Raw genomic sequence first — 23,673 nt, forward strand, 5'->3', positions numbered from 1 at the left:
AAATATATAAGTTGATATTGAAAGCAAATTACTCCCCGGGATGATAACTTCTCTCGGCATTCTTCAAAACATCCTCTTTATAAAACAATATATCTTTAAACTGGCCTTTGGTATACATTTCGGCCTGGTCTTTAAAATGTGGCGATTTCGGATCGCCACTCTCACCACCTGCCAATAGAGATTTAGCTTTTATTTTAGGGCCAAATTCTACAGCACATATAAAACTGTTGCCACTGATACCGTATCTCTTTTTAGTATTTGGATATACCCGACTATTGTATGAGGGCAACATACCCCATAAAGCAGAAGCATAACCCATAGGAATACTCGGCTGAGCATCATCATATCTCCCTTGTAAATCACCGGTTAAGCGCTGAAAACGGTTAATATCGCCCCAAGGCTTCTGCCAGGTACCGTATTTGGTTTTTAAGTCTTTAATAGCTTGTGCGAAAGGTTTTAATAATTGGTCGCCTGTTGCCATAGCCGCAAATTTCTTTGTGCGGGTTACCTGGTCGTCTTCTCCCTCATCGATATAAATCTTTTGTATTTCACCGCCCAGTTTCTGCGCCCACTCAATGGCCATTGTCGTTTCAACAGAGTTTTCTCCGGTGCGATAATCCCATTTTTTTAAGAGTGAAATAGGGTCAATTAATTGGCTATAAAGCGTGTCCTGAGACTTCACATTGGTTTCAAACGATTTTATCAAAGCTGGTATCAATACTTCAAAAGCAGACAGATAAGTATCGTAACCTGCAGCAATTACTTTATCAATCGTAAATCCGCTACCGTTACTTAAAACTCTTGTGGCATTTACTCCCCTGAAATTCTCGCCATCAGGTGCCATGTAAGGTGGGTAATTAGCCTTTTTAGGGCTGCTTTCTCCAGCTACTGTAAAAGGCGTAGAATTACAATTCTGTAACCAACCACTAGCCGGATTGTAGGAATGCACAGATTCGTCAACACTATGTAAGCCTTTCCATTCGGTTGTGCTCACACTACCATCCACAGGTTTCGACCAATTTAATGATTTATCTCTTACTGGGACATAATTGCCATGCCAATAGGCGATATTGCCTTTGTTATCAGCAAATACAGTATTATTAGATGTATTCGCCTTTAAATCCATTACTTTCTTATACTCTTCAAAGCCTTTAGCTTTGGTACGTTTCCAGCTTTGTATCAGGCTTACCATTGAGCGATTATAGGAACGCAGGCTCATCCATTGGCCATTACGCTTGGCTATCACCGGGCCATGATGTGTAAAATAAGTAGTAAACGCCTTGGTTTGAAGTTGTCCGTCTTTAAGATATTTAATGGCAATTTTCTTTTCTGTTACAGGCTTTTGTTGTCTATCATATTCATAATAAAACTTGTTATCTTTCTTGCTGATTTTCTCTGTATATAGGTCTGAAACATCAACCGCACTTGAGGTATGCATCCACCCGCAATAGGGATTAAAGCCCTGATAAACAAAGAATTGCCCCCAGGTAACTGCTCCATAAGCATTCAAACCCTCTTCGCTAACTACCTGAACCTCCGGGCGGAAATAAAACGTTACATGAGGATTGATGTATAAAATAGAATTACCCGATGCCGTTTTGGATGGTGCAATAGCAAAGCCATTAGAACCCGTCTGATTCTCAGGGTCTTTGGGCTCGTCTACATAAGTAACTTTATCGCCTGAATAGAAATTCTTTAGTTCACTGATAGTTGCATCTGCTGTACTGATGGCGCCGATGCTTCCATCAGTCCAAAGTAAGGTATACCAAGGTTTGAAACGGGTAATCATGGCTGGTTTTACTTCGGGATGCTTGTAGAGATAGTAATTAATGCCATCGGCGTAGGCATTCATTAATTTTTTGAGCCAGGGTTCGGATTTGCTATAATCTGCAATGGCTTCGGTAGTATCAATTAGTAAGCGTATCTGTAAATCATCGTACAATTCAGATTCTCCTTTCAATTCTGCCATTCTGCCCAATTTCTCAATATAATTCATTTCCACCCGCTTGAAATCATCTTCGCATTGGGCATATAATAAGCCAAAAACCGCATTGGCATCGGTCTTACCATAAATATGCGGGATTCCCCAATTATCACGGATAATTGTAACCTGTTGGGCTTGTTGTTCGAAACGTTTGATTTCGGCAGGTGAAAACGATTTAGAAACTTTTTGAGCAAATAAGGATAAAGGAAATAAAAGGAAGAATACTAAACGCTTCATATCATTTGTAGTTTGTTTAGATGTATTGCTTCACAAAGTACATAAATAATCTGATTAAGCCAATTGAGATGTCATATTATAGACCAAAAGTGAAGTTTTTGAGAGGTCAACCCCTATCCCTAAATCCCTTTCCTCAACAATGTGGAAAGGGACTTTGACTCCCCTCTCCACATTGTTGGGGAGAGGGGCAAGGGGTGTGGGGTTTCATGCGACAACTTTCCCCATTGCAGGGTCGGTAAAGCTTGCTTTTCCGGTTTCTACATGTCCGGCATAGCGTTTTTCGAAAGTGGTGTTACCTTTCACTTTCACGCTGAAATCGTACCAGTTAAAGCTTTTAGCCAGGTCAATTACTATAGTTGAACTACTACCTGCCGCTATAGTTTTACTATGATTACCTTTTTTATATGATTGGTCGATAATTTCGATACTTACCGGGGTTTGTGTATGCAGGTTTTTTATCTTTACCTCTATATTACCTGTCAATTTCTTAGGACTACCTTTTACACGTTGGTATTCACAGCTGATTTCCAGCATCGGATTCAAGGCGCTACCTTTAAACTCTCTCATATAACCATTAGGCCCATAAGCAATCAGGTGATATTGTTCGTTTTCGAAGTTGTCTAATGCCCATTCATCCGAAAGTTGGTCGCCATTGGCTACGGCATAGTTCCATGTTCTTACGTCTTCCCAACCTGTTTTCTGGTTGTTTTTATCTCGAACGGCATATTTGCCCGGTGCATACACAATGAAAGGTGTTCCTCCTGCCTGAGTACCAAAAATTTCATCAGATGAATGCAAGTTTATCCCAAAACTCTTTTTATCAGCACTCAATTTACCATCTACATAAGACTGGTACGGAATAGCCAACGATTTTCTGATACCCGGCTCTTGCTTAGGCAAAATACCCAAATCTTTACCTGCATTCAATTGCTCAATTTCACTTTCACTCAGCTTCTTAAAGTTTGATGGCAAGCTCTTAAACTTGGCATTGTACACAGTTTTAATGAAGGCTTCTTTCTGAACGAAAGTGGGCAACTTAATTTTTTCACCATTATAAGGCTCAAAACTTGATGTAAGGTCACCACAAATGGCTCTGCGCCACTCACTGATATTGGTTTCTTTGATATTTTTACCAGTCTTATGACTTACGAATTTCTCTAAAAACTGTAAGATAGAGGTATGGTCGAATACTTCTGAACAGACATTCCCACCACGGCTCCAAGGTGAAGCAATTACCAATGGTACCCGAAAACCTAAACCGATTGGGCTTGCACGGGAATCTCTTTCAGGGTTGGCACGTTTACGTTTTAATTCCTGGGCAAGGCTTACCTGTTCTACTCCAGCATCTATGCCTTTAGATACTTTACCTGCATGTGTCTGATGAGGATTCGGTGGGACAAAAGGTGGTACGTGGTCGAAATAACCATCGTTTTCATCATAGCATAAAATAAAGACAGTTTTCTTCCAAACTTCAGGGTTCTTGGTCAGAATATCCATTACTTCTGATAAATACCAGGCGCCATACCAGGGAGCTCCGGGGTGGTCGGAGAAATTTTCTGGAGCCACAATCCATGATACCTGAGGTAATTTTCCAGTATTTACATCTTCACGAAACTGATATAAAACATCTCCTTTAGGTACTTGTACCTGACGTTTCACCCCATTGTCTTCATATTCTAAGGTAGTCAGTTCGTGGTAATGAGGGTCTTTTCTATTATTAGTAAAGGCCTTTTTATGGATGTTTTTATGAAAATCTGATAGTTTTTCAAACTTTTCAGGTATCCATTCTTCTAATTCTTTTTTAGCTCGCACCAGATAAGCTTCTTTCTGAGTAAGGTCTTTTTGTGCTTTTTCGTAGTCTGGTGTTCCTGCTGTTAATGTACTCAATTTAGTTTTGGCTGCTGCTATCTGCTCAGGCAGAAGTTTTTCCATTTTTAGTAAATACTGATAAAATTCCGGGTGGAATTTTACATGATATTGCTCAAACCATTCAATCGGATTATCTGTAAAATTAGCTAACCAGGCATCTTCTTCACCCTCCAGGCCTGTATCAAGACTTATTTCGTTCTGATATATTTTCCATGAAACATTGTTTTCTTCCAGCCTCTCAGGGAAAGTCTTCCAATGTGCCCATCTGTCGTAGTCGACGTCTTCGTTTTTTACATTAGCTTTAGAAGTTTCATTTTGTTCTTCTTTGATGGTTCCTGTCCATAAATACAAGCGATTAGGCGTTGTGCCTGTCAATGAAGAACAGAAATTCTGGTCGCAAACGGTAAAGGCATCGGCCAGGGCATAATAAAACGGAATATCCTCACGGTTATAGTAGCCCATCGTCAAGGGCATTTTTTTGAAATCCTTATTGCCTGATTGTTTTACATCTAACCATTTATTGTATTTCCCCTCGTTACGGGCATCTACCTGATTTTCCCACGAATGTGGCAATGAGCTCATCCAGGTAGCCTTGGTATCTTTTAAATCGAGTCTGAATGGGGCGTATGTTTCTCCGGCAGCATTGGGCTGGAGCCATACCTTATTTTTATTGGGAAGCGAAATTGCTCTTGGGTCATTGAACCCTCGAACACCTTGCAGAGTGCCATAAGAGTGGTCGAACGAACGGTTTTCCTGCATCAGAATCACCACATGCTCGGCATCAAGATAGGTACTTCCCGCTTTAGGGTCAATTGTCAAGGCTTTTTGAATAACCGGAGGTAACATGCCTGCTAAACCTGTGCCGCTGGCTAATATAGATGCTTTCTGAATAAATTCTCTTCTGGTCTCCATAAAGGCTGTCGAAGTATGTAGGGTGTGTATGTATAAAATCTGGCTGTAAATATAAAGTTAATATGCACTTCTGCATCCTGATAGAAGCAATTATTAACAATATCTTTACTTCAATACCTATACTTCTAAAACCAACAGATGGACTATTCTTTCAGAAAATCTAACAATGGCTTAATAAACTGGTCGAAAGCCTCAATATGTGGCAGATGCCCAACCCCGTTAATAGGGACTAATTTACTATTGGCTATTTTGGCTTGGGTTTGTCTGCCGAGCTCAGGATAATTACCCATGGTGGACTGTAATTCCTTAGGAGCACTATCTTTACCAATAGCGGTTCTGTCTCTCTGACCGATAATTAGCAATGTAGGTGCTTTTACTTTTCCAAATTCATAGACTACCGGTTGAGTCATAATCATATCTGAAGTCAAGGCTGAATTCCAGGCGATAATGGGGTAATCCTTGTTTAATGTCCAACCTGCTATCAGTGCCAGCCATTCTTCATACGCAGGTTTCCATTGTCCATCATAATAATTGGTCTGCTGATATTTTTTCAAAGATTCATATGTCTGTTTCAATTCTTTCTGATAAGTTACATCTATGCCAGCATAAGGTACTTTCAGCTTATAATCTTCCAGACCAATGGGGTTTACCAGAATGAACTTCTCAATAATATCCGGATACATTAGTACGAAACGAGTAGCCAGCATTCCTCCCATTGAATGGCCTAATACAGAAACATTTGTAATACCCAGGCCATCTAATATCTGTCTGGTATTTTTGGCTAAATCCTGAAATGAATATTGATAATTTAATGGTTTAGATGATTTGCCAAAGCCTATCTGGTCAGGGATAATTACACGATACCCAGCTTTGGTTAAGGCATCAGCCGTTTGTCGCCAATAGGCTCCGTTAAAGTTTTTCCCGTGCAGTAGCATGATCACTTTTCCATTGGGTTTAACAGGTTTCACATCCATATAAACCATTTGTAATTCCTGTTTCTGGGAATTAATGGTGATAGAACGCACCGGAAAAGGATATTTATAATTTTCTAAATTCAGGTCAAGTGGTTGCACTTGTGCGCAAGTGCTACCTATAGAAAGGATTAATAGAATATTTAAGAGAAGATACGATTTGGCTTTCATAGTTTGGTTCATATTATATTATGAAAGCCTAAAATAATGTGCCAGACCGTTTGGAGAAAGAAACAAAGAGATTGCTTGAATCGAAAAATGACTAATAAAAAGTAAGAAGCTTTAAGACAAAACTAAATTCTAATTTATAGATTTAACCTTAACTATTTGATTTCCATAGTTTTACATTTTTCGGTTTTTATATATCTCAGGCCTCTCTTAGCATCAGATCAAAAATATAAAACTCTCCCACAGCATTTTTGCGTAAGGCGGTGGTGATGACTTTTACCATCATTTCAATAGAGGGAGTAGAATAAAGAACTTTTGACAATTGTAATAGATGTGTATTGAAACGTGTTTTGTCTTTTTGCTCAAACATCGTTTCGTAGATGCAATGATAAGTGATGAGATGATACTTTTCATCCCGTAAATCGTAAACTACAATTGGGTTTGAGGTATTATTGCCAAAGCAGAATAAAAAGACGGGAAAGTCGAATAAACGAAGACCATTCAGGCTATTGATTAAATCGGCATCGAAGAATTCATACCATTGGAAAACACTATTTACACCCTCTTTCTTCATTGCATTCTGCAGATGAAATAATTTAGTAATCATTAAATCGAGTGGAATGGCATCATAGCTAAACTGTTCAATGGGTAGCCATACATCAGTGGCTAAATCAAGGTATTCTAATGATTTCTTGGCTAAATCCAGCTTATAATCAAACAAAGGATAACCAGGCGCAAAATAACCTAAGTAAAAGAAATCAAGTCCTCGCTCCTTCGAAAAGTCCATTTTCAGATACATCAGGTATTTACCCAAACTATGTTTTTTGTACTCAGGGTCGTAGAAACAGGAAATTCCAGCGGAGGTATTTTCGCCTAAATCAAAAAATCCACAGGCTATTAGTTTAGCGCCATCGTACACACAAATCTCCAACGTTTCATAAATATCGTTAGCGCCGTGCCCGAATAATAATTGCTGTAAATTAGGGGCAGTATCAAATGCAACGTGATTTTGATACTTTGCAAAGAGCGTTTCTTTTGACTCATCAATATATGCCTCTCGTATCTGTATTATAAATCTCGAATTAAATTTTAAAAGTTTCTGCTGGGTTTTAGATGGCTCAAAAGTGTTTAAATCAATTCGGAGCCAGATAGCGCTGTAGAGTATCTCTTTAAATTTCAGGAAATTTGTAGTAAAAATAGCTTGCCCCATTCTGAACCAACCATCTTCCAGATGCGCATCTAAATCTTTTGGTTCGAGTGACGAGGGGTAATATAATTCTGCTAACATGGGTAGTATTAATTCTGGCCTTAAGCTACTCATAAAGCCATAAAATTCAAAAAAAAGCAATAAAATACTTACTTATAGTAAAAGTATCTGAAATTTTCCGCCACTCTAAGCAATAGCTCCTGTTTTAAATTAAGATAATACAAAATTAAAGTAGAATAAACAGAATTCTAATAAGTTTTCTATTAATTTGAACATCAAAATTACCTGCCACTCAAAGACCTGATAATCTGAAATTCTGATTACAAGAAAGCTTACTAATTTTTAACACTTATAAACAACAAAAAAATGACTACCGTAAATGTTTATCTCACTTTTGAAGGCAATTGCGAAGAGGCCTTTAACTTTTATAAGTCTGTTTTTGGTGGCGAATTTTCAGGAGTAAACCGATTTAAAGATATGCCTCCGCAAGAAGGGATGGAAGTACCGGAAGAAGATGGTAACAAAATAATGCATATGGCGTTACCAATCAGTGCTGAAACCGCTTTGATGGGTTCGGATGCAGTCGGGGAATGGGCAGGAAAAACTGTTTTTGGTACTAATTTTAGTATCTCCATCAATACAGACACGATAGATAGAGCACAACATTTATACAATGGTCTTTCAGAAGGTGGGCAGGCAACTATGCCATTGATGCCAACATTCTGGAGCCCGGGTTATGGTATGCTTACCGATAAATTCGGGATTAACTGGATGATAAGTCTGGACCATAAGGATTCTTAATAAAATTTTCAAAATAACCATATGCTACTGCCGGAGATTATTCTTCGGCATTTTTTGAGCTTATAACTCAAAGTATCTGGCGCTATCCCAGTTATAATGCTCCTGATAGGGCACATAGCCTAATTGATTAGTAACAAGTTTAGTTTTACCTATTTGTATTTCAGACCTATTCCGATGACTATGCCCATATACCCAATAGTCAGGTTGGTGTTTTAATATAAACTTGTCTAAATCAGTAGCAAAGGCGGAACCTAACCGACTACCTATATGGTCAGAATGAACGCATCGTAACGAAGGCAAATGATGACTGATTACCACTTTTTTTGTATTTTCAGACTGGGGGAGTGAAGAATCTAAAAAGTTCAAAGCCTGCTTATGTAATTCATTATAGTGCTTAACCAGAAAAGTTTTCTTATGATACGAAATCAGACTAAAATCAGGCATGCTTCTTCTGATATAATCTTCATCTAACTGATGTATCTCTGACCAAAGTGTTGTAAAGAAAAAAGAAACATCTTTATAATCTATCGTTTGATTATTGAGTAAAAACACATTACTTACAATCTCTTTCAGCAATGGTTTTTCTAATACACTTATATCCCAGCTTCTGTAAAACTCATGATTACCTGCAATAATAAACACTTGTTCAAACTGCTCTGATAAAGTTTTGAAAAATTGCTTTTCAATTGGGCGAGGGTCGTCATAATATTTTGCGTTAGTAATATCTCCGGCCAATATCAGCACCTCTCCTACTGGTTCAATAGGATTTTGCAACAAATACTCTTTGTTGATTGTCATTTCCAGATGTAAATCTGAGCAGTATTGGATTTTCATAGCTTATATTTCAAAAAATCTAATTTTAATCCGACTTTTTAATTCTGCTCCATCGCTTTCCAGCAATCAAAGTAATAGCCAGAAGTAAGATTGCATTAATAATCTGTATTCCTACCAACATCAAACTACTTATTTTTCCTTTTAAAAAAGCAACCATAGAGCCTATGAGAACAGCGTGCGAAAGAACGCCCAAAATAATCAAAAATACCATTGCGCTATATGTTAACTTATTCTTTCCAAAGCTGGCATATCCTACCCAGACAGATAGTGGCAAAAATATAGTCATAGCGGTTAAAGCACCAGGCTCATAGCCTAAGCCTTTAAGCATAGGTAAAACATGGATTAGGCCATTAATAAAAATAATACTATAAATAGCCAATCCTGCTAAAGGGTAGCTGCGGCTAAGCAACGCTCCCAAAGGAGCAATAACCCAGAATAAAGTAATATTTACAGCCAGATAAAATGCAGGCGGAACTTTGCATTCTCCAATACCCAAGGCGCTTGCAATGGTATCACAAAATTGTTCCGGAAAGGCATGTGTATGCCCATATAAATCTATTCCATATTCTTCAACATTATGTATCAGATAAGCTGTAACACCTAACCATGAAAGCCACGTAATATCTTTCCACTTTGAAATTTGCTGATTGCTGCGAAGTAAGCGGGTTCCGAAGAGAAGCATAAGCATAATGACTGCTCCTACTACCCCTATCCAGGGAAAATTCAGGTCAAACCAATTGTAGTTGTTTGGTTGCATTTTAATTGAGTTTTATCTCCTTGAGCAAATTTAAATGAAGTTTACTGATTATTTAATTAAAGCAATTTCAGTTTCACTCATTTAATCACCTCCAATAAAGATGGTTTGAAAAACTTGTTCTTTAGTTAAATCAATACGCTTTTTGAAATTTAACTGTAAATATCCTTTGCAAAATCAATTATAGAAAAGAAAATTTGAACCATCTTTGTGTATGGAATTTTATTAGATTATTTATTTAAAAAATTAGAAAAAGGATATTCTTATGCGTACAAAAGTAGTCTCTTTGTTTATGGCGTTGATTTTTATGTCGGTTCTATGCGGTTTTGTAATATCTCACTCATCCGATGTAAAGAAACAGGAAATTAAGGTAGAGGGTAAGATTATTTACAACAAGAAAAAACATAGCATCACGATATCATGGCCAGCTTTCGGTTCTTCGGGAAATTATGTAATCACGAGAGGAGGGAGTCGTTTAGCATCAGATTTTGTGTCGGTAGGTTCTACTTCAAAACTGACATTTACAGATAAAAAGCCCAATAAAGACAAGTACGAAAACTATTATAAAATTACTCGTAATGACATAACAATCGTAGTTTCATTAGAGAATCAGATTTTTGGCGATAATGTGTATTTTTACGATAGAAAATATGAAAAAGCAGAAACTGCACGAAACGAAATTAATGCCCACTTTGCTACCACCGGTCTGGCAGGAGCCAATGGTGAGTGGACGGTAAAACGTCAGGCTTATTATTTTAAAGCAAATGTTGATGGACAAACTTACGATTCGGGTGGGTTAGGTTCTGCCTCAGCGGCAGAGGCTAACTCGATAGAACTAGGGTTCTATTCTCATATTGGTGGTTTAGGCAAAACACCTACTTCTGTTAAATTAGGTTCAGTATTTACCAGACCTCATCTTTCTGGTGGAGCCAATGCTACTTGTACATTCTGGCGTTCGATGGAAAATGTGACCGTGATGCGGGATTTTGCCTGGACAGTTTCTCAATCGACCAGTGCACGAAGAATGCAGATTGAAAGCACGTCAAAATACATTTCGGATGTTGGGAGTAATAATTTCTGGGGTAGTGGTGGTTTTATTGCTGACTCCCGTTACACCACAACCAGACCCAATTGGGGTGGTCAACAACAATGGTATACCAGAAATACTGTTTTTCCAGCAGGCTCGGGAACTATGGGAGGTTCGTATAATATGGTCTGGCAAGGTTGCGTCAATGCTCCACAGGCGAATGATGCCAACTCCCCCATTGCTACTACACCAATCATCAGAGAAAAACCTTTTCTTTTTATAGATAAAGATGGCGAATACAAGGTATTTGTTCCTGCATGGAAAAAAGACAGAGTAGGAATTTCGTGGTCAGAGACAGATATGGGTCAAGGCAAAATTCAGGATTTGGTTACTGACTGGTATGTGGCCAAGGAAGGCGACACTGATGTAGAAATCAATAATGCCTTGAAAGCCGGCAAAAATATATTCTTCACGCCTGGTCATTACGCATTGAATGCACCTATTCAGGTGAATAGAAAAGATGCCATATTGCTGGGTGCGGGAATAGCTTCGGTAACACTGGAGCCTACTGAGAAAAATACCTGGGGATGTATCTATGTTGACGATAAGGACGGAATTATTGTTGCCGGACTTCTGATGGATTCGTTCAATAGCACAACTTATCAGATCAGAGTTGGTAACGAAGATGCCAATGCTAACCATTCTGCCGATCCCATTCTGCTTACTGATATCACTTGCAGAGTAGGTGGCGTACAATCAAAGAATATTCAGATACATACTTCTATGCAAATTAACAGCAACTATGTGGTGGGCGACCACTTCTGGTTGTGGCGTGCTGACCATGGCTCGCAACGTGGCGGAAATTTACGTTGGACAAGGGATAGATGTAAAAACGGACTTACAGTGACCGGCGATGATGTGACGCTTTATGGCCTGTTTGCCGAACACTATCAGGAATATGAAGTATTATGGTTAGGAGAAAGAGGCAGAACCTATTTCTTACAAAACGAACCACCCTATGATGCGCCAAATCAGGCAAGCTGGAGTAGTCAGGGGGGTAGAGTTGATGGTTATGCCGCATATAAGGTAGCTAATACGGTAAAAGAGCATCAGGGCATCGGTATGGGTTCTTATGCAGTTCTTACGGGGACAGATGGTAAAGTGAATAAGAGTAATGGTTTTGAAATACCTAATAGCCCGAATGTAAAACTCGAAAAAATGTGTATAACCCGTTTTGCTGGTCCGGGTCAAATCCAGAATGTGATTAATGGCACTGGTGGCAGCACAGCAACTGGCGTAAAACGTGTGGCTTTATACAACAATGGTGAGGGTAAACAACCTTATGACGAAACATTCGAATTGCCTAATCGTGAGTCTTATCCTGCTTATATTGTGATGGAGAAGTAAAAAAGTGAGGATAGAAATCTTTTAAAAGACTCTAAGGATCGATTGGCCCTCAGAGTCTTTTTATTTTTCGAAACTGTAGTTAATACTTGATTTTAACTCATTTCAAAGCACATCATCATTATTTATTCCTTTTTTCTTCGAAACATTTTCTTTTAACTTACCAAAATTCCAGACGATGCCTATCCTGAAATTCCGGGCCTGAAATGAATTTAGATTTTCTGAACGGAAATTGATATCCTTTTGAATGGTTCTTACCGTCACATATTTTGTAATAAATCTGGCTGCGGCAAGGGTAATGGTGATTTTATCCTTAAAAAGTTTATATGATGGGGTAATATTATAAAACCATTGGCTTGATGTATACCCCTGTAAACCAATAGGTGGTTTGAAATTTCCGACGAAAGTAGAAATAGTAAATTTCGGGTTTACCTTAAAATTATTTGAAACTCCGATGAAGCCCGTCAGTCCACTGTTCTGCTGAGCCAAATCAGAACTATTCTTTATATAAGTATAATTCAGATTAGAATTGACAGACATATTCCAGACTTTACTAAAATTAGCTGTGATATTTCCATTCAGACTTATCTGTGATTCTTTTCCAAGATTTTCGTTAGTGGTTGTTGATACGCCCGTTTCTTTATTAAAATTGATTATCTGAATTATCTTATTGTTACTATAGCTGCCCCCTAATGTAAGCCCTGCAAATACCTTTCCTTTGGCAAAGTTATTCTGAAGTGTCAGGTTATGAATCAATTGTGGTCTAAGAGCAGGGTTGCCATAACTAATATTCAGCGTATCATTATTATTAATGAATGGGTTCAGACTATTAATAAACGGGCGTTGTATCCGTTGTCCATAGCTTAAAACCATTTTGTATTCTTTCGTAATCTGTGTTGAGGTCTGAATATTCGGTATCAGATTGGTATAGCTTTGCCTGACAGCTGTTTCAGTACCATTAAAGTTTCCATCTACTTCTGTATGTTCCATCCTGAGACCAATACGAAACGGAAACTTTTTTAGGGCGAAATTATAGCTGCCATATGCACTATATACCTGTTGCAGATAATTGAAGTTGTTGGTATTGGCTGGTAATATCATGTATTCTTCTGTTGGGCTTGTTTTTATTAAACTTTCATAATCAGAAGTTGCATTTCTCAGAATGAACTTTAAGCCCGTTTCTATTTTTTGCTTCCGTTTCATGGGCAGTATATAATCAGTCTGTAGAGTTGTCTGGGTGTTGTGTGCATAATTATTGTTAATAATGTACCTATCAGTTTCAGTATTATCCTGATAACTGTCCAGAAAACGGTCATTCTTTGAATATTCGGTGAAAAGTCTTATTGAAAATTCTTTTTCGGGGATGTCTTTGAATTTTTTGATGAAATCTGAACCAACATTATAATTAGGACTATTGGTATTATTTTGCAGCGTGAGAAAACTGGTGGTAGTAGTAGTAGGAAATATAGTATGGATGCTTGTAGTGGTTGAGAGATTATTGAACCCACCTGTAACTGAACCATATATACTTATTGTTTTGTACTTATCTAAATCGTAGCTGATTTCTGCATTGCCGAAATTCTGAAACAATTGCTGGATAGTAATACCATTTAAAATTCTACTGCTGTAAGTCTGAGAATTAATCGCGTCAGTTCTTGAATCTGCGAAAAATGGTGGGGCCTGGTTGCCCAACAAGCCTATGGCATTATAGAAATAATTAAGCGATACGCCTACCTTGCCTTTTTTTAGATTAAAACTCAAATTACCAAAAGTATTATGAATCGAACTCAAGGTGAGCGATGCATTTCCGTTATAGCCAATGATTTGTTTCTGGGTTACGATGTTAAGGACACCCCCTACTCCTTCTGCATCATATTTTGCTGAAGGGTTGGTTATTACTTCAATTTTTACAATGCTGGCGCCGGGAAAGCTTTTCAAGGCTTGCGAAACATTTTGCGAAAACATACCTGTTTCTCTGCCATTTAGTAAAATTCTAAAGTTCGACTGCCCATTGACAGTTATATTATCGTTCCCATCAACCGAAACAAATGGGGTCTTCCGTAAGATGTCTAAAGCGTTTTCAGTTTTTGTTGAGGGGTCGGCATCGGTATTGAAAATAATTTTATCATCCGTTTGCTCAATCAAAGGTTTTCTTGCAGTTACAGTTACGGCTCCCAGAGATTTTGTTGTTGAAACTAAGAAAATTGTCTGCAGGTCTCTGGATTCATTATTTCTGATAGTCACCGGAATTCTTTTGTCGGCATAGCCAATAAATGTGCAAAGAATGGTGAAAGAACCCGTATCAGTCGGAATAGAAAATTTCCCCGTTTCATCAGTGAAAGTAGCTTTGACAGGCTGGCTAGCATTGTTCTTAAAAAGACTGATAGTGGCAAAAGGCAATGGATTATTGGTGGTACTGTCTCTGAGTATACCGTTGATGGTGGACGTTTGAGAAAAGGCAAATAAGGGTACGGCAAAAAACAAACCTAGTAAAAGGCAATTTAAACTTTTCATAAATTTACTTGTGAGTTAAAAGTTATAGCTTCTTTTTCATTCACAAATATTGATGAAACACCTTAAATCAGGGTATGCAAAAGCTTGTCAAGTTCTTTCAAAGTTGTGCAAGTTGGTGAATTGCTATCAAACCGCCATTTTATACGTGTTTTATAAAGAGTAAAATCTTTTCTGATATTTTGGCTAGTTTAAGGTCTAATGCAATAAATATAATCTTTCAAGCTTCCTTATCATTTTTTATTTTTATATTACAAACATTAGGCGACCAAAACAATAATGTTTTGGCGCAAACTACCCTTACTATTGTCGCTTCTGCACAGCGCAGAATCCTGAAATACTTTCCACCTTTGTATTGTCATTAATAATTAAACTAAACCCTGGCAAGTTTATGGAAAATTTATTCAATGCAACGAATCTTATTCATTTGCTCTTAATCACAATCATTATGTCTGCAGCATCTTCATCTCATGCACAACAAATCAAACCTACTCTTAGTGGCTACGCACCGGCTAATGGTACCAAAGTTTATTATGAAGTATACGGCGAAGGCAAGCCTGTTATTTTACTACACGGCGCCTACTATACCATTGGGTTGAATTGGGAGAGTTAATTCCCGAATTGGCAAAAACGAGAAAAGTAATTGCTTTAGAATTGCAAGGACATGGGCACACTCCCTATTCAGATAGAAAATTATCAAGGGTCACTTTAGCCAGTGATGTGGAGAAAGTAATGGATTACCTGAAAATTGACAGCGCTGATATAGCCGGATATAGTTTTGGAGGTCAGGTAGCCTACCAGTTTGCGATACAAAGTCCTGAACGATTGAGAAAACTGGTGATTATTTCCTCTGTTTATAAAAGTGAAGGCTGGCTACCCGAAATAAACGATGTGTTTAAAATAATGAAGCCAGAACTTTTTGCGGATTCACCGCTACAGGTCGCCTACGATGCAGTAGCACCTGATAAAACGAAATGGAACAAGTTCCTGGAACAAATGATTGCCTCGGCCGGAGAACCATTTAATATGGGTGATGACAATATAGCGAAAATCACTGCACCGGTATTAATCATATCAGGCGACAATGATGGTATGGATAAAGTCGAATTGGCAAAAACCTATCAATTGTTGGGAGGTGGTATTGCTGCCGGTTTTAAACCAATGCCAAAATCACAACTGGCTATTGTTCCCAATCAAGACCATGTTGGCTTGATGACACAGACAAAAACGATATTTGGTTATTTGGATAGTTTTTTACAGTGAGCAACCTAACTAGATTTTGTCCATTCGATTTTTCCAAAAACAAAAAAAGCACTCATTTCTGAGTGCTTTTTGCGGTCCGGACGGGGCTCGAAGCGAAACGTCGCACCGTCCGCAACCCACTGCGTGACAGGCACGTATTCTAACCAATTGAATCAAAATCCCTTAAATGCAAAAAAAGCACTCAATATTGAGTGCTTTTTGCGGTCCGGACGGGGCTCGAAGCGAAACGTCGCACCGTCTGCGACCCACTTCATGACAGGCAGGTATTCTAGCCAACTGAATTACCGAACTAAAAGGACTAAAAACAAAAAAGCACTCAAAATTGAGTGCTTTTTGCGGTCCGGACGGGGCTCGAACCCGCGACCCCCTGCGTGACAGGCAGGTATTCTAACCAACTGAACTACCGAACCGGGTCTCCTAAACGTTGCTGAAACTTTATTTCCCTCATCGTTTGGGACTGCAAAGGTAGGGAGATTATATTTGCGTGTCAAGACCTAAATCAAAAAAAATATGAAAATTTCTAAACCTACCGACAACGAGTACAACACCCAATCACCTCAAAAGAGTTATATTCAGACAGTTACGGCAGAAAATGCACTTCAGGCAATGGCTGAAAATATTTTGATTGTGGATAACTTTTTCAAATCATTGCCTCCGGAAAAGCATTTTTACCGCTATGCTGAAGGAAAATGGACTCCCATTGAAGTTCTGGGGCATATTGTGGATTGTGAAAGAATCCTTGCTTACCGTGCTATGTGTATTGCACGGAACGAAAAACAGTCGTTACCAGGCTTTGATGAAGCCAATTATGTGGCTGCAACCAACTTTAATAAAAAAAGTCTCAGAAACATACTATTGCAATACAAAGCGCAAAGAAAATCCACTATCTTGCTATTCAAATCTTTCAGTCAGCGTGAATTGTCTCGTTTGGGTCTGGCCAATAACTGGCCTACTACAGCCCGTGCCCTGGCATGGATTATTGCCGGACATGAGTTACACCATCTGAATATTCTGAAAGAACGCTATCTGTAAAATCATCAACATGAAGAAAACTTACTTATTTTTTCTCCTGCTGGCAGGATTCCATTCGTTTGCGCAGAAAATAAGTTCAACGGAAAAGCAAATCATTGAAGATATAAAAGCCAACGTTGCCAAGACCGAGAAATTATTAGAGCAGGTGGTCAACATCAATAGTGGTACGCTCAATCATGCTGGAGTAAAACAAGTCGGACAGGTTTTCAGAAAAGAATTTGAGGATATGGGTTTTACTACCGAATGGGTTTCTTTACCTGATTCGCTAAATCGGGCTGGGCATCTGGTGGCTTATCGCAAAGGAAAGAAAGGCAAAAAGTTATTTCTGATAGGTCATTTAGACACGGTCTTTGAGAAATCCATGCCTTTTACGCCTTTCACTCGCCTCAATGATTCTACTGCTACAGGGCAGGGAGTGAACGATATGAAGGGTGGTGATGTGATGATAATTTCTGCATTAAAAGCTTTACATGGACGAAACCTTTTGGACGACACCTCAATTACTGTTTATTTCACTGGTGACGAAGAGAGCTCAGGCAAGCCTACGAGCATCAGTCGGAAAGATTTTATCGACCGTGCGAAAGCATCTGATATTGCTTTGGCTTATGAAACTGCTGTGAACTTTAATATAGCAGCAACCGCCCGCAGAGGTGCCAGTGGTTGGGAACTGACAACTACGGGCAAAACAGGACACTCTTCAGGTCTCTTTAGCCAGAATATGGGTTATGGTGCGATTTATGAAGCGGCCAGAATTCTGGATGAATTCAGAGAAGCGCTGAGTAGTGAGAAATATCTTACTTTTAATCCGGGAGTGATTTCCGGTGGTACAACAGTTAGTTATGATCATGGATTAGATAAAGGTGAAGCGGTTGGGAAAACGAATATTATTGCCCAGAAAGTAATGGTTACTGGTGATTTACGTTTTATTAGTGAAGTTCAGAAAGAAAACGCCAGAACTAAAATGCGTGAGATTGTAGCCAAGCATCTGAATGGTACCAATGCAGAAATAAAATTTATTGACGGAATCCCTGCCATGGAACCAACGCAGGCAAATGCTGATCTATTAAAAGTGCTGAATCAGGTAAGTCTGGATTTGAATATGGGAGAAGTAAGAGCAGGTGACCCGGGTTCACGGGGCGCGGGAGATATATCATACATTGCACAATATGTACCTTGTCTTGATGGGTTGGGCGCTTCGGGCAAAGGTGCACATGCCCCTGGTGAAACCATTAATCTGAAAGAATTTCCAGGCTTAACACAGCGCACAGCTTTATTAATTTATCGATTGACACAATGAGAATAAGAGATTTAACAGCCCATCTTGAAAAATTAGCTCCCCTATCCTATCAGGAATCTTACGATAATGCAGGTTTAATTGTTGGAAACCCAAACGAAATAATTACTGGTGTCTTGGTAAGTCTTGATTCGACTGAGGATGTTGTGGAAGAGGCCATTCAACGTGGTTGTAATCTGATTGTGGCACATCATCCAATTGTGTTTAAGGGTTTAAAGAAAATCACGGGTAAAAACTATGTAGAACGCACCATCATAAAAGCCATCAAAAATGATATAGCTATTTATGCTACCCATACCAATCTGGATAATGTGGTGAATGGGGTTAGTTTCAAAATTGCTCAATTATTAGGTTTGCAACAGGTAAAAATCTTGGCGCCAAAAAGCGACTTGCTGATGAAACTCGTCGTGTTTGTTCCGGTTGAAAGCACAGGACAGCTATTAGATGCCCTCTACGCCGCCGGAGCAGGTGAAATCGGTAATTATAGTCAGTGCAGTTTCAGAGTGGAAGGGAAAGGCACTTTTAAACCTAATTCGCAAGCGAATCCTACCATCGGACAGACGGGAGGGCCGATGGAAGAGGTAGAAGAGAATCGGGTAGAAGTCATTTTTCCGGCTTATCTTAAAAACCCGATTTTAGCAGCCATGCGTAAGGGACATGTATATGAAGAAGTGGCGTATTACCTGACTGCATTGGATAACGAAAATCAGGAAGTGGGCTCGGGAGCGATTGGAGTTCTTCCACAAGAGATGGTTGAAACAGATTTTTTGGCTTATTTGAAACAAAAGATGCAGGTTTCAGTTATTCGACATACAAGCCTACTTGAAAAACCCATCAAAAAAGTAGCCGTATGTGGTGGAGCGGGAAGTTTTCTATTGGGTGATGCCATGCGGTCTGGTGCCGACATCTTTATTACGGCCGATTACAAGTACCACGAGTTTTTTGATGCCGAAAATCGCATTATCATAGCCGATATCGGGCATTATGAAAGCGAGCACTTTACAAAAGAATTATTGAAAGATTATATTTGCAAAAAATTCACTAACTTTGCAGTCCATTTGTCGGAAACACCTACAAATCCGGTGAAATATTATTATTAATCAATGGAGTATTGAGGTAAAATGGCTTGGAGTTCATTGACCTTTTATACCAAAAAACAAAGCTTTAAAATCAAGACGCTCCGCCGTAGCGGTTCATATATTATGGAATTAACAGTTGCACAAAAATTAGAAGCTCTTCTTAATCTTCAATCGATTGATTCTGAATTAGACGAAATTAAAAAGCTACGTGGTGATTTGCCAGACGAAGTACGTGACTTAGAAGATGAGGTGGTTGGCTTTGAAACGCGTATTTCAAAATTTAAAAGAGAAGTAGATACTTTAGATGCTGAAATCAACGGCTATCGTTTGAATAAAAAAGATGCTGAAAAGTTGATTCAGAAGTATAAAGACCAACAAATGAACGTTCGTAACAACCGTGAATACGACGCGATTTCAAAAGAGTTGGAGTTACAGGAACTGGAAATTCAGTTGGCTGACAAACGTATTAAAGAAGCTGATTTCAAAATCAGAAATAAAAATACTGAAATTGCGGATGTAGAATCAGCAATGAATGCCCGTAAAAAAGACCTTGAGGCCAAACGTAAAGAGTTAGATGTATTAGTAGCTGAAAGTCAGGAAGAGGAAAAGGCTTTGGTTGGGAATCGTGACAAAGCAGCAACTAATGTTGAAGAACGTCTGATTAATGCTTACAACCGTATTCGTGGTAATGCAGGTAATGGCTTGGCGGTTGTAATGGTAAGACGCGGTGCTTGCGGTGGATGTTTCAATATTGTTCCTCCACAACGTCAGGCTGATATTAAAGATAAGAAGAAAATCATCGTTTGCGAACACTGTGGCCGTATCCTGGCCGATGTTGATGCAATCGAGATTAGTAGAAGATAATAACTCTTATTGCCATGATAAGCCAAATTTTCAATCAAACGAAGATTTGGCTTTTTTATTTACCAAAACTAAAGTTTAGTGCCTAAGTATCGTCATATTGCTCAATTGCCATTCCTCTCTTTTTGCAGAGTGGCCTTGCTGTTTGCGCTTTCCCTTCCCACTTTTGCATTCGAGGCTGAATTCACTTCTAATCTCCAAAAGGCATATGCCGAGATTTTCAAATTAAGAGTGCAAACGGGCAGAGATTTATTAACCAAAGAGAGTACTAAGAATCCATTCAGAGTTTATGCTGAAAACTATGCTGATATGGTGGAATTGCTTAATTCGGAAGATGAAGATGCTTATGAGCGAATAGTAGATAAGGAAAGTGAACGATTGGATTTGATTGAGAAGACAGATAAAAAATCGCCGTATAATCGTTTTCTGAGAGCAGAATTGAAAATCCATTGGGCATTGCTTAAAATCCGTTTTGGGCATGAAGTAAAAGCTGCCTGGAATATTATTCAGGCATATAGGTTATTAGAAGAGAATCAGAAGCTATTCCCTAAATTCTTACCTAATCTAAAATCAATTGGTTGTTTGCATATTCTGGTGGGTTCTATCCCTGAGAATCAGAAATGGGTTACTAGTTTTTTAGGATTAAAAGGGAATATTCAGCAAGGGCTAAAAGAATTGGAATTGGCCTCTCATGATAAAATATGGGGTCTGGAAACTAGTTTCTGCCAGTTCTTTATTCAGTCTTATATATTGCCATATAATGAGCAGGTCAATGAAGCATTGCTACGGGCGGTAGATCTGCATGAAGATAATTTAAATCTAAATTTTCTAGCAACAGCGATCTCCCTTAAAGGTGGGCGCACTGAACAAGCGGCTTCTTTAATGCGTAAAAACCCTTATAATGCCTCTTATTTGTATTTCCCCGTCTTTGAGTTATATAGAGGTGAAATCAATCTGTTTAAGGGTAATTATTATCAGGCTAGTTTGGCATATCAAACCTATATCCGTAACTTTAAAGGGAAGGCCTTTCTAAAAGACACTTACTACAAATTATTCCTATGCAGTTGGTTGGCAGGAGATGAAAAGAAAGGTTTAACTTATATTCAGAAGATTCCAGTAGTGGGTAGTACAATTGCAGAATCTGATAAGGCTGCACAAAAGTTCTATGAGAATTATACTAAAACGAATACTTTACCTAATAAGTCATTGATTAAAGTCAGGTTAGCTTTTGATGCAGGTTATTATGATAAAGCTTTACATGAAGCTGAGAATTTATCGGAGAATAATTTTACCTCACCTAAAGATAAGGCTGATTTTAATTATAGAATCGCAAGGGTTTATCATAAAACTGAGCAATTGGACAAAGCCATTGCTTATTATGACAGAGCCATTTTATTGACAGATAAAGCAAAAGATCTTCAATGGCATTTTGGGGCAAGTGCAGCTTTACAATTAGGTTATATATATCAAGAGAAAAATCAGCATTTAAAGGCTAAAAGTGAGTTTGAGAAGGCTATTTCTTATAAACGCCATGAGTATAAAACTTCGATAGATAACAAGGCCAGAGCGGCTTTGACTGCTATGGGTTTTTAGTTTTCTCAAAACATTCATAGAATCTTGAAGACGCAATTACTGCGTCTCTACAATTAAGTCTTGTCCAACTTAAAACACCAATTCCATACCCAATTTCTCCTTTAAATCCCAAAGGGCTGGGTTTTTGTTGGCCAGGTATTCAAATTTTTCCTGTGCAGTATAGGGGCGGCGTTCGATTTGGGACTCAACAATTTCTGATGCAATCTGAATAGTGTTGTTTTGTAATTGCTGACGAAGATACACAGCTAAATCCTGCTTCATTTGGGTCAGCAAATCCATTTGTACCTGATTATCTAATCTTAATTTGAGGATATGGCCCTCTACGAGATTAAAATCTCGTTTCAGCATTACCTCTATCGTGGCATTGTTACGAGAATCCGCAAAAGTGTGTAGCTCTCTTTTGAGTTGCTCTAAAGTAAAAGGCTTGTTTGCACTGATATTACTAATAGCAGGTTCGTTAGCCTGATTAGTCTGGCCACCCGAAGAAGGTAATTCTACATCAACATTTGTCGATTTAAACTTTGACGGTGTAAAATTTGGTCTTGACGTTGATATGACCGGTAGCTCATTCTTTACTTGGGTGCTAACTGCCGGAGTAGATGGTGGTATATGAGTAATAGTAGGTGTAACACTCACAGGCTGGCTTACTGTATTCTGTATTACAGGTTGTGGCTGATTAGGCACAGATGCTACATTACTCTTTTTTTTTTCGTCAGCCGTGCTACCTGATAATTCACTTAGATTTAAAACCTGTTGAATCTGTGAAAGTTTCATCAAGCCAATCTCCACATGTAATCGCTGGTTTTTGGCAGATTTATAATTAATATCTAAATGGCTACCAACACTTAACGACGATAAGATATAACCTAAAGGCAATTTGCCTGATTGTTCTAAATAGCGTCTTTGGGTTGATTCAGCTACTTGTAATAGTTTTACGGTTTGCTGGTCTTTACTTACCATCAAGTTTCTGAAATGTTCGTTTAAGCCTACTACAAACTGATGTCCGTCAAAGCCTTTTTCCAAAACATCGTTGTATAATAGCAAAGAACCTGCAATATCGCCACTGTATAGAGAATCTGTCATTCTGAAATAATAATCATAATCCAGAATATGCAGATTATCTAAAACCGACTTATAAGTCAATTCATTGCCTGCCGCAAAGGTTACGTTCAGATCAAACATTGACAAAGCATCGCGTAAACCACCATCAGCTTTCTGAGCAATCAGTTCTAAAGCCTGATAATCAGCCTTGATGTTCTCTTTATCAGCGACATTAGCCAGATGGTCGGCCATGTCTTTTATCTGAATCCGATTGAAATCAAAAATCTGACAACGACTTAGAATAGTAGGCAGAATTTTATGTTTCTCCGTTGTAGCCAGAATAAAAATAGCGTAGCTTGGTGGTTCTTCTAATGTTTTCAGAAAAGCATTAAATGCTGCCTGTGAAAGCATGTGAACCTCATCAATGATATATACTTTGTATTTGCCGTATTGTGGAGGAAAACGAACCTGGTCGGTCAGGTTTCTGATATCTTCTACCGAGTTGTTTGAAGCCGCATCTAATTCATGAATATTGAAAGAGGCATTATTATTAAAACTCTTACAGGATTCACATTCGTTACAAGGCGAAATATCTTCGCCCAGATTCTGACAGTTGATAGTTTTAGCCAAAATTCTGGCACAAGTGGTCTTCCCTACCCCACGTGGCCCACAAAACAAAAACGCCTGAGCCAAATGATTGGTTCTGATAGCATTTTGCAGGGTAGTAGTGATATGAGACTGCCCTACTACGGCATCGAAGGTAATAGGACGATACTTACGCGCTGAAACTACAAACTTTTCCATGGTGCAAGTTACAAAAAAACAAAAGGG

17 protein-coding genes, 1 tRNA gene and 1 pseudogene are annotated in these 23,673 nt (G+C 38.6%); 9 read left to right on the forward strand and 10 right to left on the reverse strand.

The features are described 5' to 3' along the window. Positions 1-28: 28 nt before the first annotated feature. The 4 genes from D0T08_RS01590 to D0T08_RS01605 form a co-directional block, all read right to left on the reverse strand. Positions 29-2,221, reverse strand: coding sequence for a penicillin acylase family protein (locus D0T08_RS01590; protein ID WP_116980813.1), 2,193 nt, complete (start codon positions 2,219-2,221; stop codon positions 29-31). Between the two features lie 204 nt (positions 2,222-2,425). After that, the gene (locus D0T08_RS01595; RefSeq protein WP_116980814.1) at positions 2,426-5,002 is read right to left on the reverse strand and encodes a phosphocholine-specific phospholipase C; all 2,577 of its coding nucleotides are present in this window, start codon (positions 5,000-5,002) and stop codon (positions 2,426-2,428) included. A gap of 143 nt (positions 5,003-5,145) precedes the next feature. Beyond that, on the reverse strand, positions 5,146-6,144 hold the full coding sequence (locus D0T08_RS01600) for an alpha/beta fold hydrolase (RefSeq protein WP_116981477.1): 999 nt from the start codon (positions 6,142-6,144) through the stop codon (positions 5,146-5,148). A gap of 196 nt (positions 6,145-6,340) precedes the next feature. Beyond that, positions 6,341-7,429: a GNAT family N-acetyltransferase gene (locus D0T08_RS01605; protein WP_158561169.1), complete on the reverse strand. Its 1,089-nt coding sequence runs from the start codon at positions 7,427-7,429 to the stop codon at positions 6,341-6,343. A 285-nt stretch (positions 7,430-7,714) separates the two neighbouring features. Between D0T08_RS01605 and D0T08_RS01610 the strand changes: the two genes are divergently transcribed. Continuing rightward, on the forward strand, positions 7,715-8,149 hold the full coding sequence (locus D0T08_RS01610) for a VOC family protein (RefSeq protein ID WP_116980816.1): 435 nt from the start codon (positions 7,715-7,717) through the stop codon (positions 8,147-8,149). Between the two features lie 60 nt (positions 8,150-8,209). Here the strand turns inward: D0T08_RS01610 and D0T08_RS01615 are convergent, their stop codons facing one another. Together D0T08_RS01615 and D0T08_RS01620 are read right to left on the reverse strand one after the other, a co-directional pair. Further along, entirely contained in the window at positions 8,210-8,983 is a 774-nt protein-coding gene (locus tag D0T08_RS01615; RefSeq protein WP_116980817.1) for a metallophosphoesterase, read from the reverse strand. Positions 8,984-9,008: 25 nt separating this feature from the next. Further along, positions 9,009-9,740, reverse strand: coding sequence for an HXXEE domain-containing protein (locus D0T08_RS01620; protein WP_116980818.1), 732 nt, complete (start codon positions 9,738-9,740; stop codon positions 9,009-9,011). A gap of 262 nt (positions 9,741-10,002) precedes the next feature. Between D0T08_RS01620 and D0T08_RS01625 the strand changes: the two genes are divergently transcribed. Further along, positions 10,003-12,171, forward strand: coding sequence for a hypothetical protein (locus D0T08_RS01625; RefSeq protein WP_116980819.1), 2,169 nt, complete (start codon positions 10,003-10,005; stop codon positions 12,169-12,171). Between the two features lie 102 nt (positions 12,172-12,273). On the opposite strand, the gene D0T08_RS01630 is transcribed toward D0T08_RS01625, so the two are convergent. Then, positions 12,274-14,682 (reverse strand): outer membrane beta-barrel family protein, encoded by a 2,409-nt coding sequence (locus D0T08_RS01630; RefSeq protein ID WP_116980820.1) that lies wholly within the window; start codon positions 14,680-14,682, stop codon positions 12,274-12,276. Positions 14,683-15,070: 388 nt separating this feature from the next. Between D0T08_RS01630 and D0T08_RS27720 the strand changes: the two genes are divergently transcribed. Next, entirely contained in the window at positions 15,071-15,292 is a 222-nt protein-coding gene (locus D0T08_RS27720) for an alpha/beta fold hydrolase (RefSeq protein WP_199538104.1), read from the forward strand. Between the two features lie 8 nt (positions 15,293-15,300). Further along, positions 15,301-15,942 (forward strand): alpha/beta fold hydrolase, encoded by a 642-nt coding sequence (locus tag D0T08_RS01635; RefSeq protein ID WP_199538105.1) that lies wholly within the window; start codon positions 15,301-15,303, stop codon positions 15,940-15,942. A 201-nt stretch (positions 15,943-16,143) separates the two neighbouring features. Here D0T08_RS01635 and D0T08_RS27485 read toward each other — a convergent pair. Both D0T08_RS27485 and D0T08_RS01640 read right to left on the reverse strand, forming a co-directional pair. Then, positions 16,144-16,232, reverse strand: a pseudogene (locus tag D0T08_RS27485). 46 nt (positions 16,233-16,278) lie between these two features. After that, positions 16,279-16,352 (reverse strand) — tRNA-Asp (locus D0T08_RS01640). Between the two features lie 100 nt (positions 16,353-16,452). Between D0T08_RS01640 and D0T08_RS01645 the strand changes: the two genes are divergently transcribed. From D0T08_RS01645 to D0T08_RS01665, 5 genes are all read left to right on the forward strand, one after another. Then, entirely contained in the window at positions 16,453-16,974 is a 522-nt protein-coding gene (locus D0T08_RS01645; RefSeq protein ID WP_116980821.1) for a DinB family protein, read from the forward strand. Between the two features lie 10 nt (positions 16,975-16,984). Then, positions 16,985-18,271 carry a M20/M25/M40 family metallo-hydrolase gene (locus tag D0T08_RS01650; protein WP_116980822.1) on the forward strand — a complete coding sequence of 429 codons (1,287 nt, stop codon included), beginning with the start codon at positions 16,985-16,987 and terminating at the stop codon, positions 18,269-18,271. Continuing rightward, positions 18,268-19,368, forward strand: coding sequence for a Nif3-like dinuclear metal center hexameric protein (locus tag D0T08_RS01655; RefSeq protein ID WP_116980823.1), 1,101 nt, complete (start codon positions 18,268-18,270; stop codon positions 19,366-19,368). The genes D0T08_RS01650 and D0T08_RS01655 overlap by 4 nt, the downstream gene beginning before the upstream one ends. Before the next feature lie 102 nt (positions 19,369-19,470). After that, positions 19,471-20,211: a zinc ribbon domain-containing protein gene (locus tag D0T08_RS01660; RefSeq protein ID WP_116981478.1), complete on the forward strand. Its 741-nt coding sequence runs from the start codon at positions 19,471-19,473 to the stop codon at positions 20,209-20,211. A 78-nt stretch (positions 20,212-20,289) separates the two neighbouring features. Further along, on the forward strand, positions 20,290-21,801 hold the full coding sequence (locus D0T08_RS01665; protein ID WP_147322686.1) for a lipopolysaccharide assembly protein LapB: 1,512 nt from the start codon (positions 20,290-20,292) through the stop codon (positions 21,799-21,801). 69 nt (positions 21,802-21,870) lie between these two features. On the opposite strand, the gene D0T08_RS01670 is transcribed toward D0T08_RS01665, so the two are convergent. Beyond that, a complete protein-coding gene (locus tag D0T08_RS01670) occupies positions 21,871-23,646 on the reverse strand; it encodes a DNA polymerase III subunit gamma/tau (protein WP_116980825.1) in 1,776 nt (591 codons plus the stop codon). Positions 23,647-23,673 lie beyond the last annotated feature (27 nt).

Source organism: Emticicia sp. C21 (genome assembly GCF_003418935.1).
Taxonomy (GTDB): domain Bacteria; phylum Bacteroidota; class Bacteroidia; order Cytophagales; family Spirosomataceae; genus Emticicia.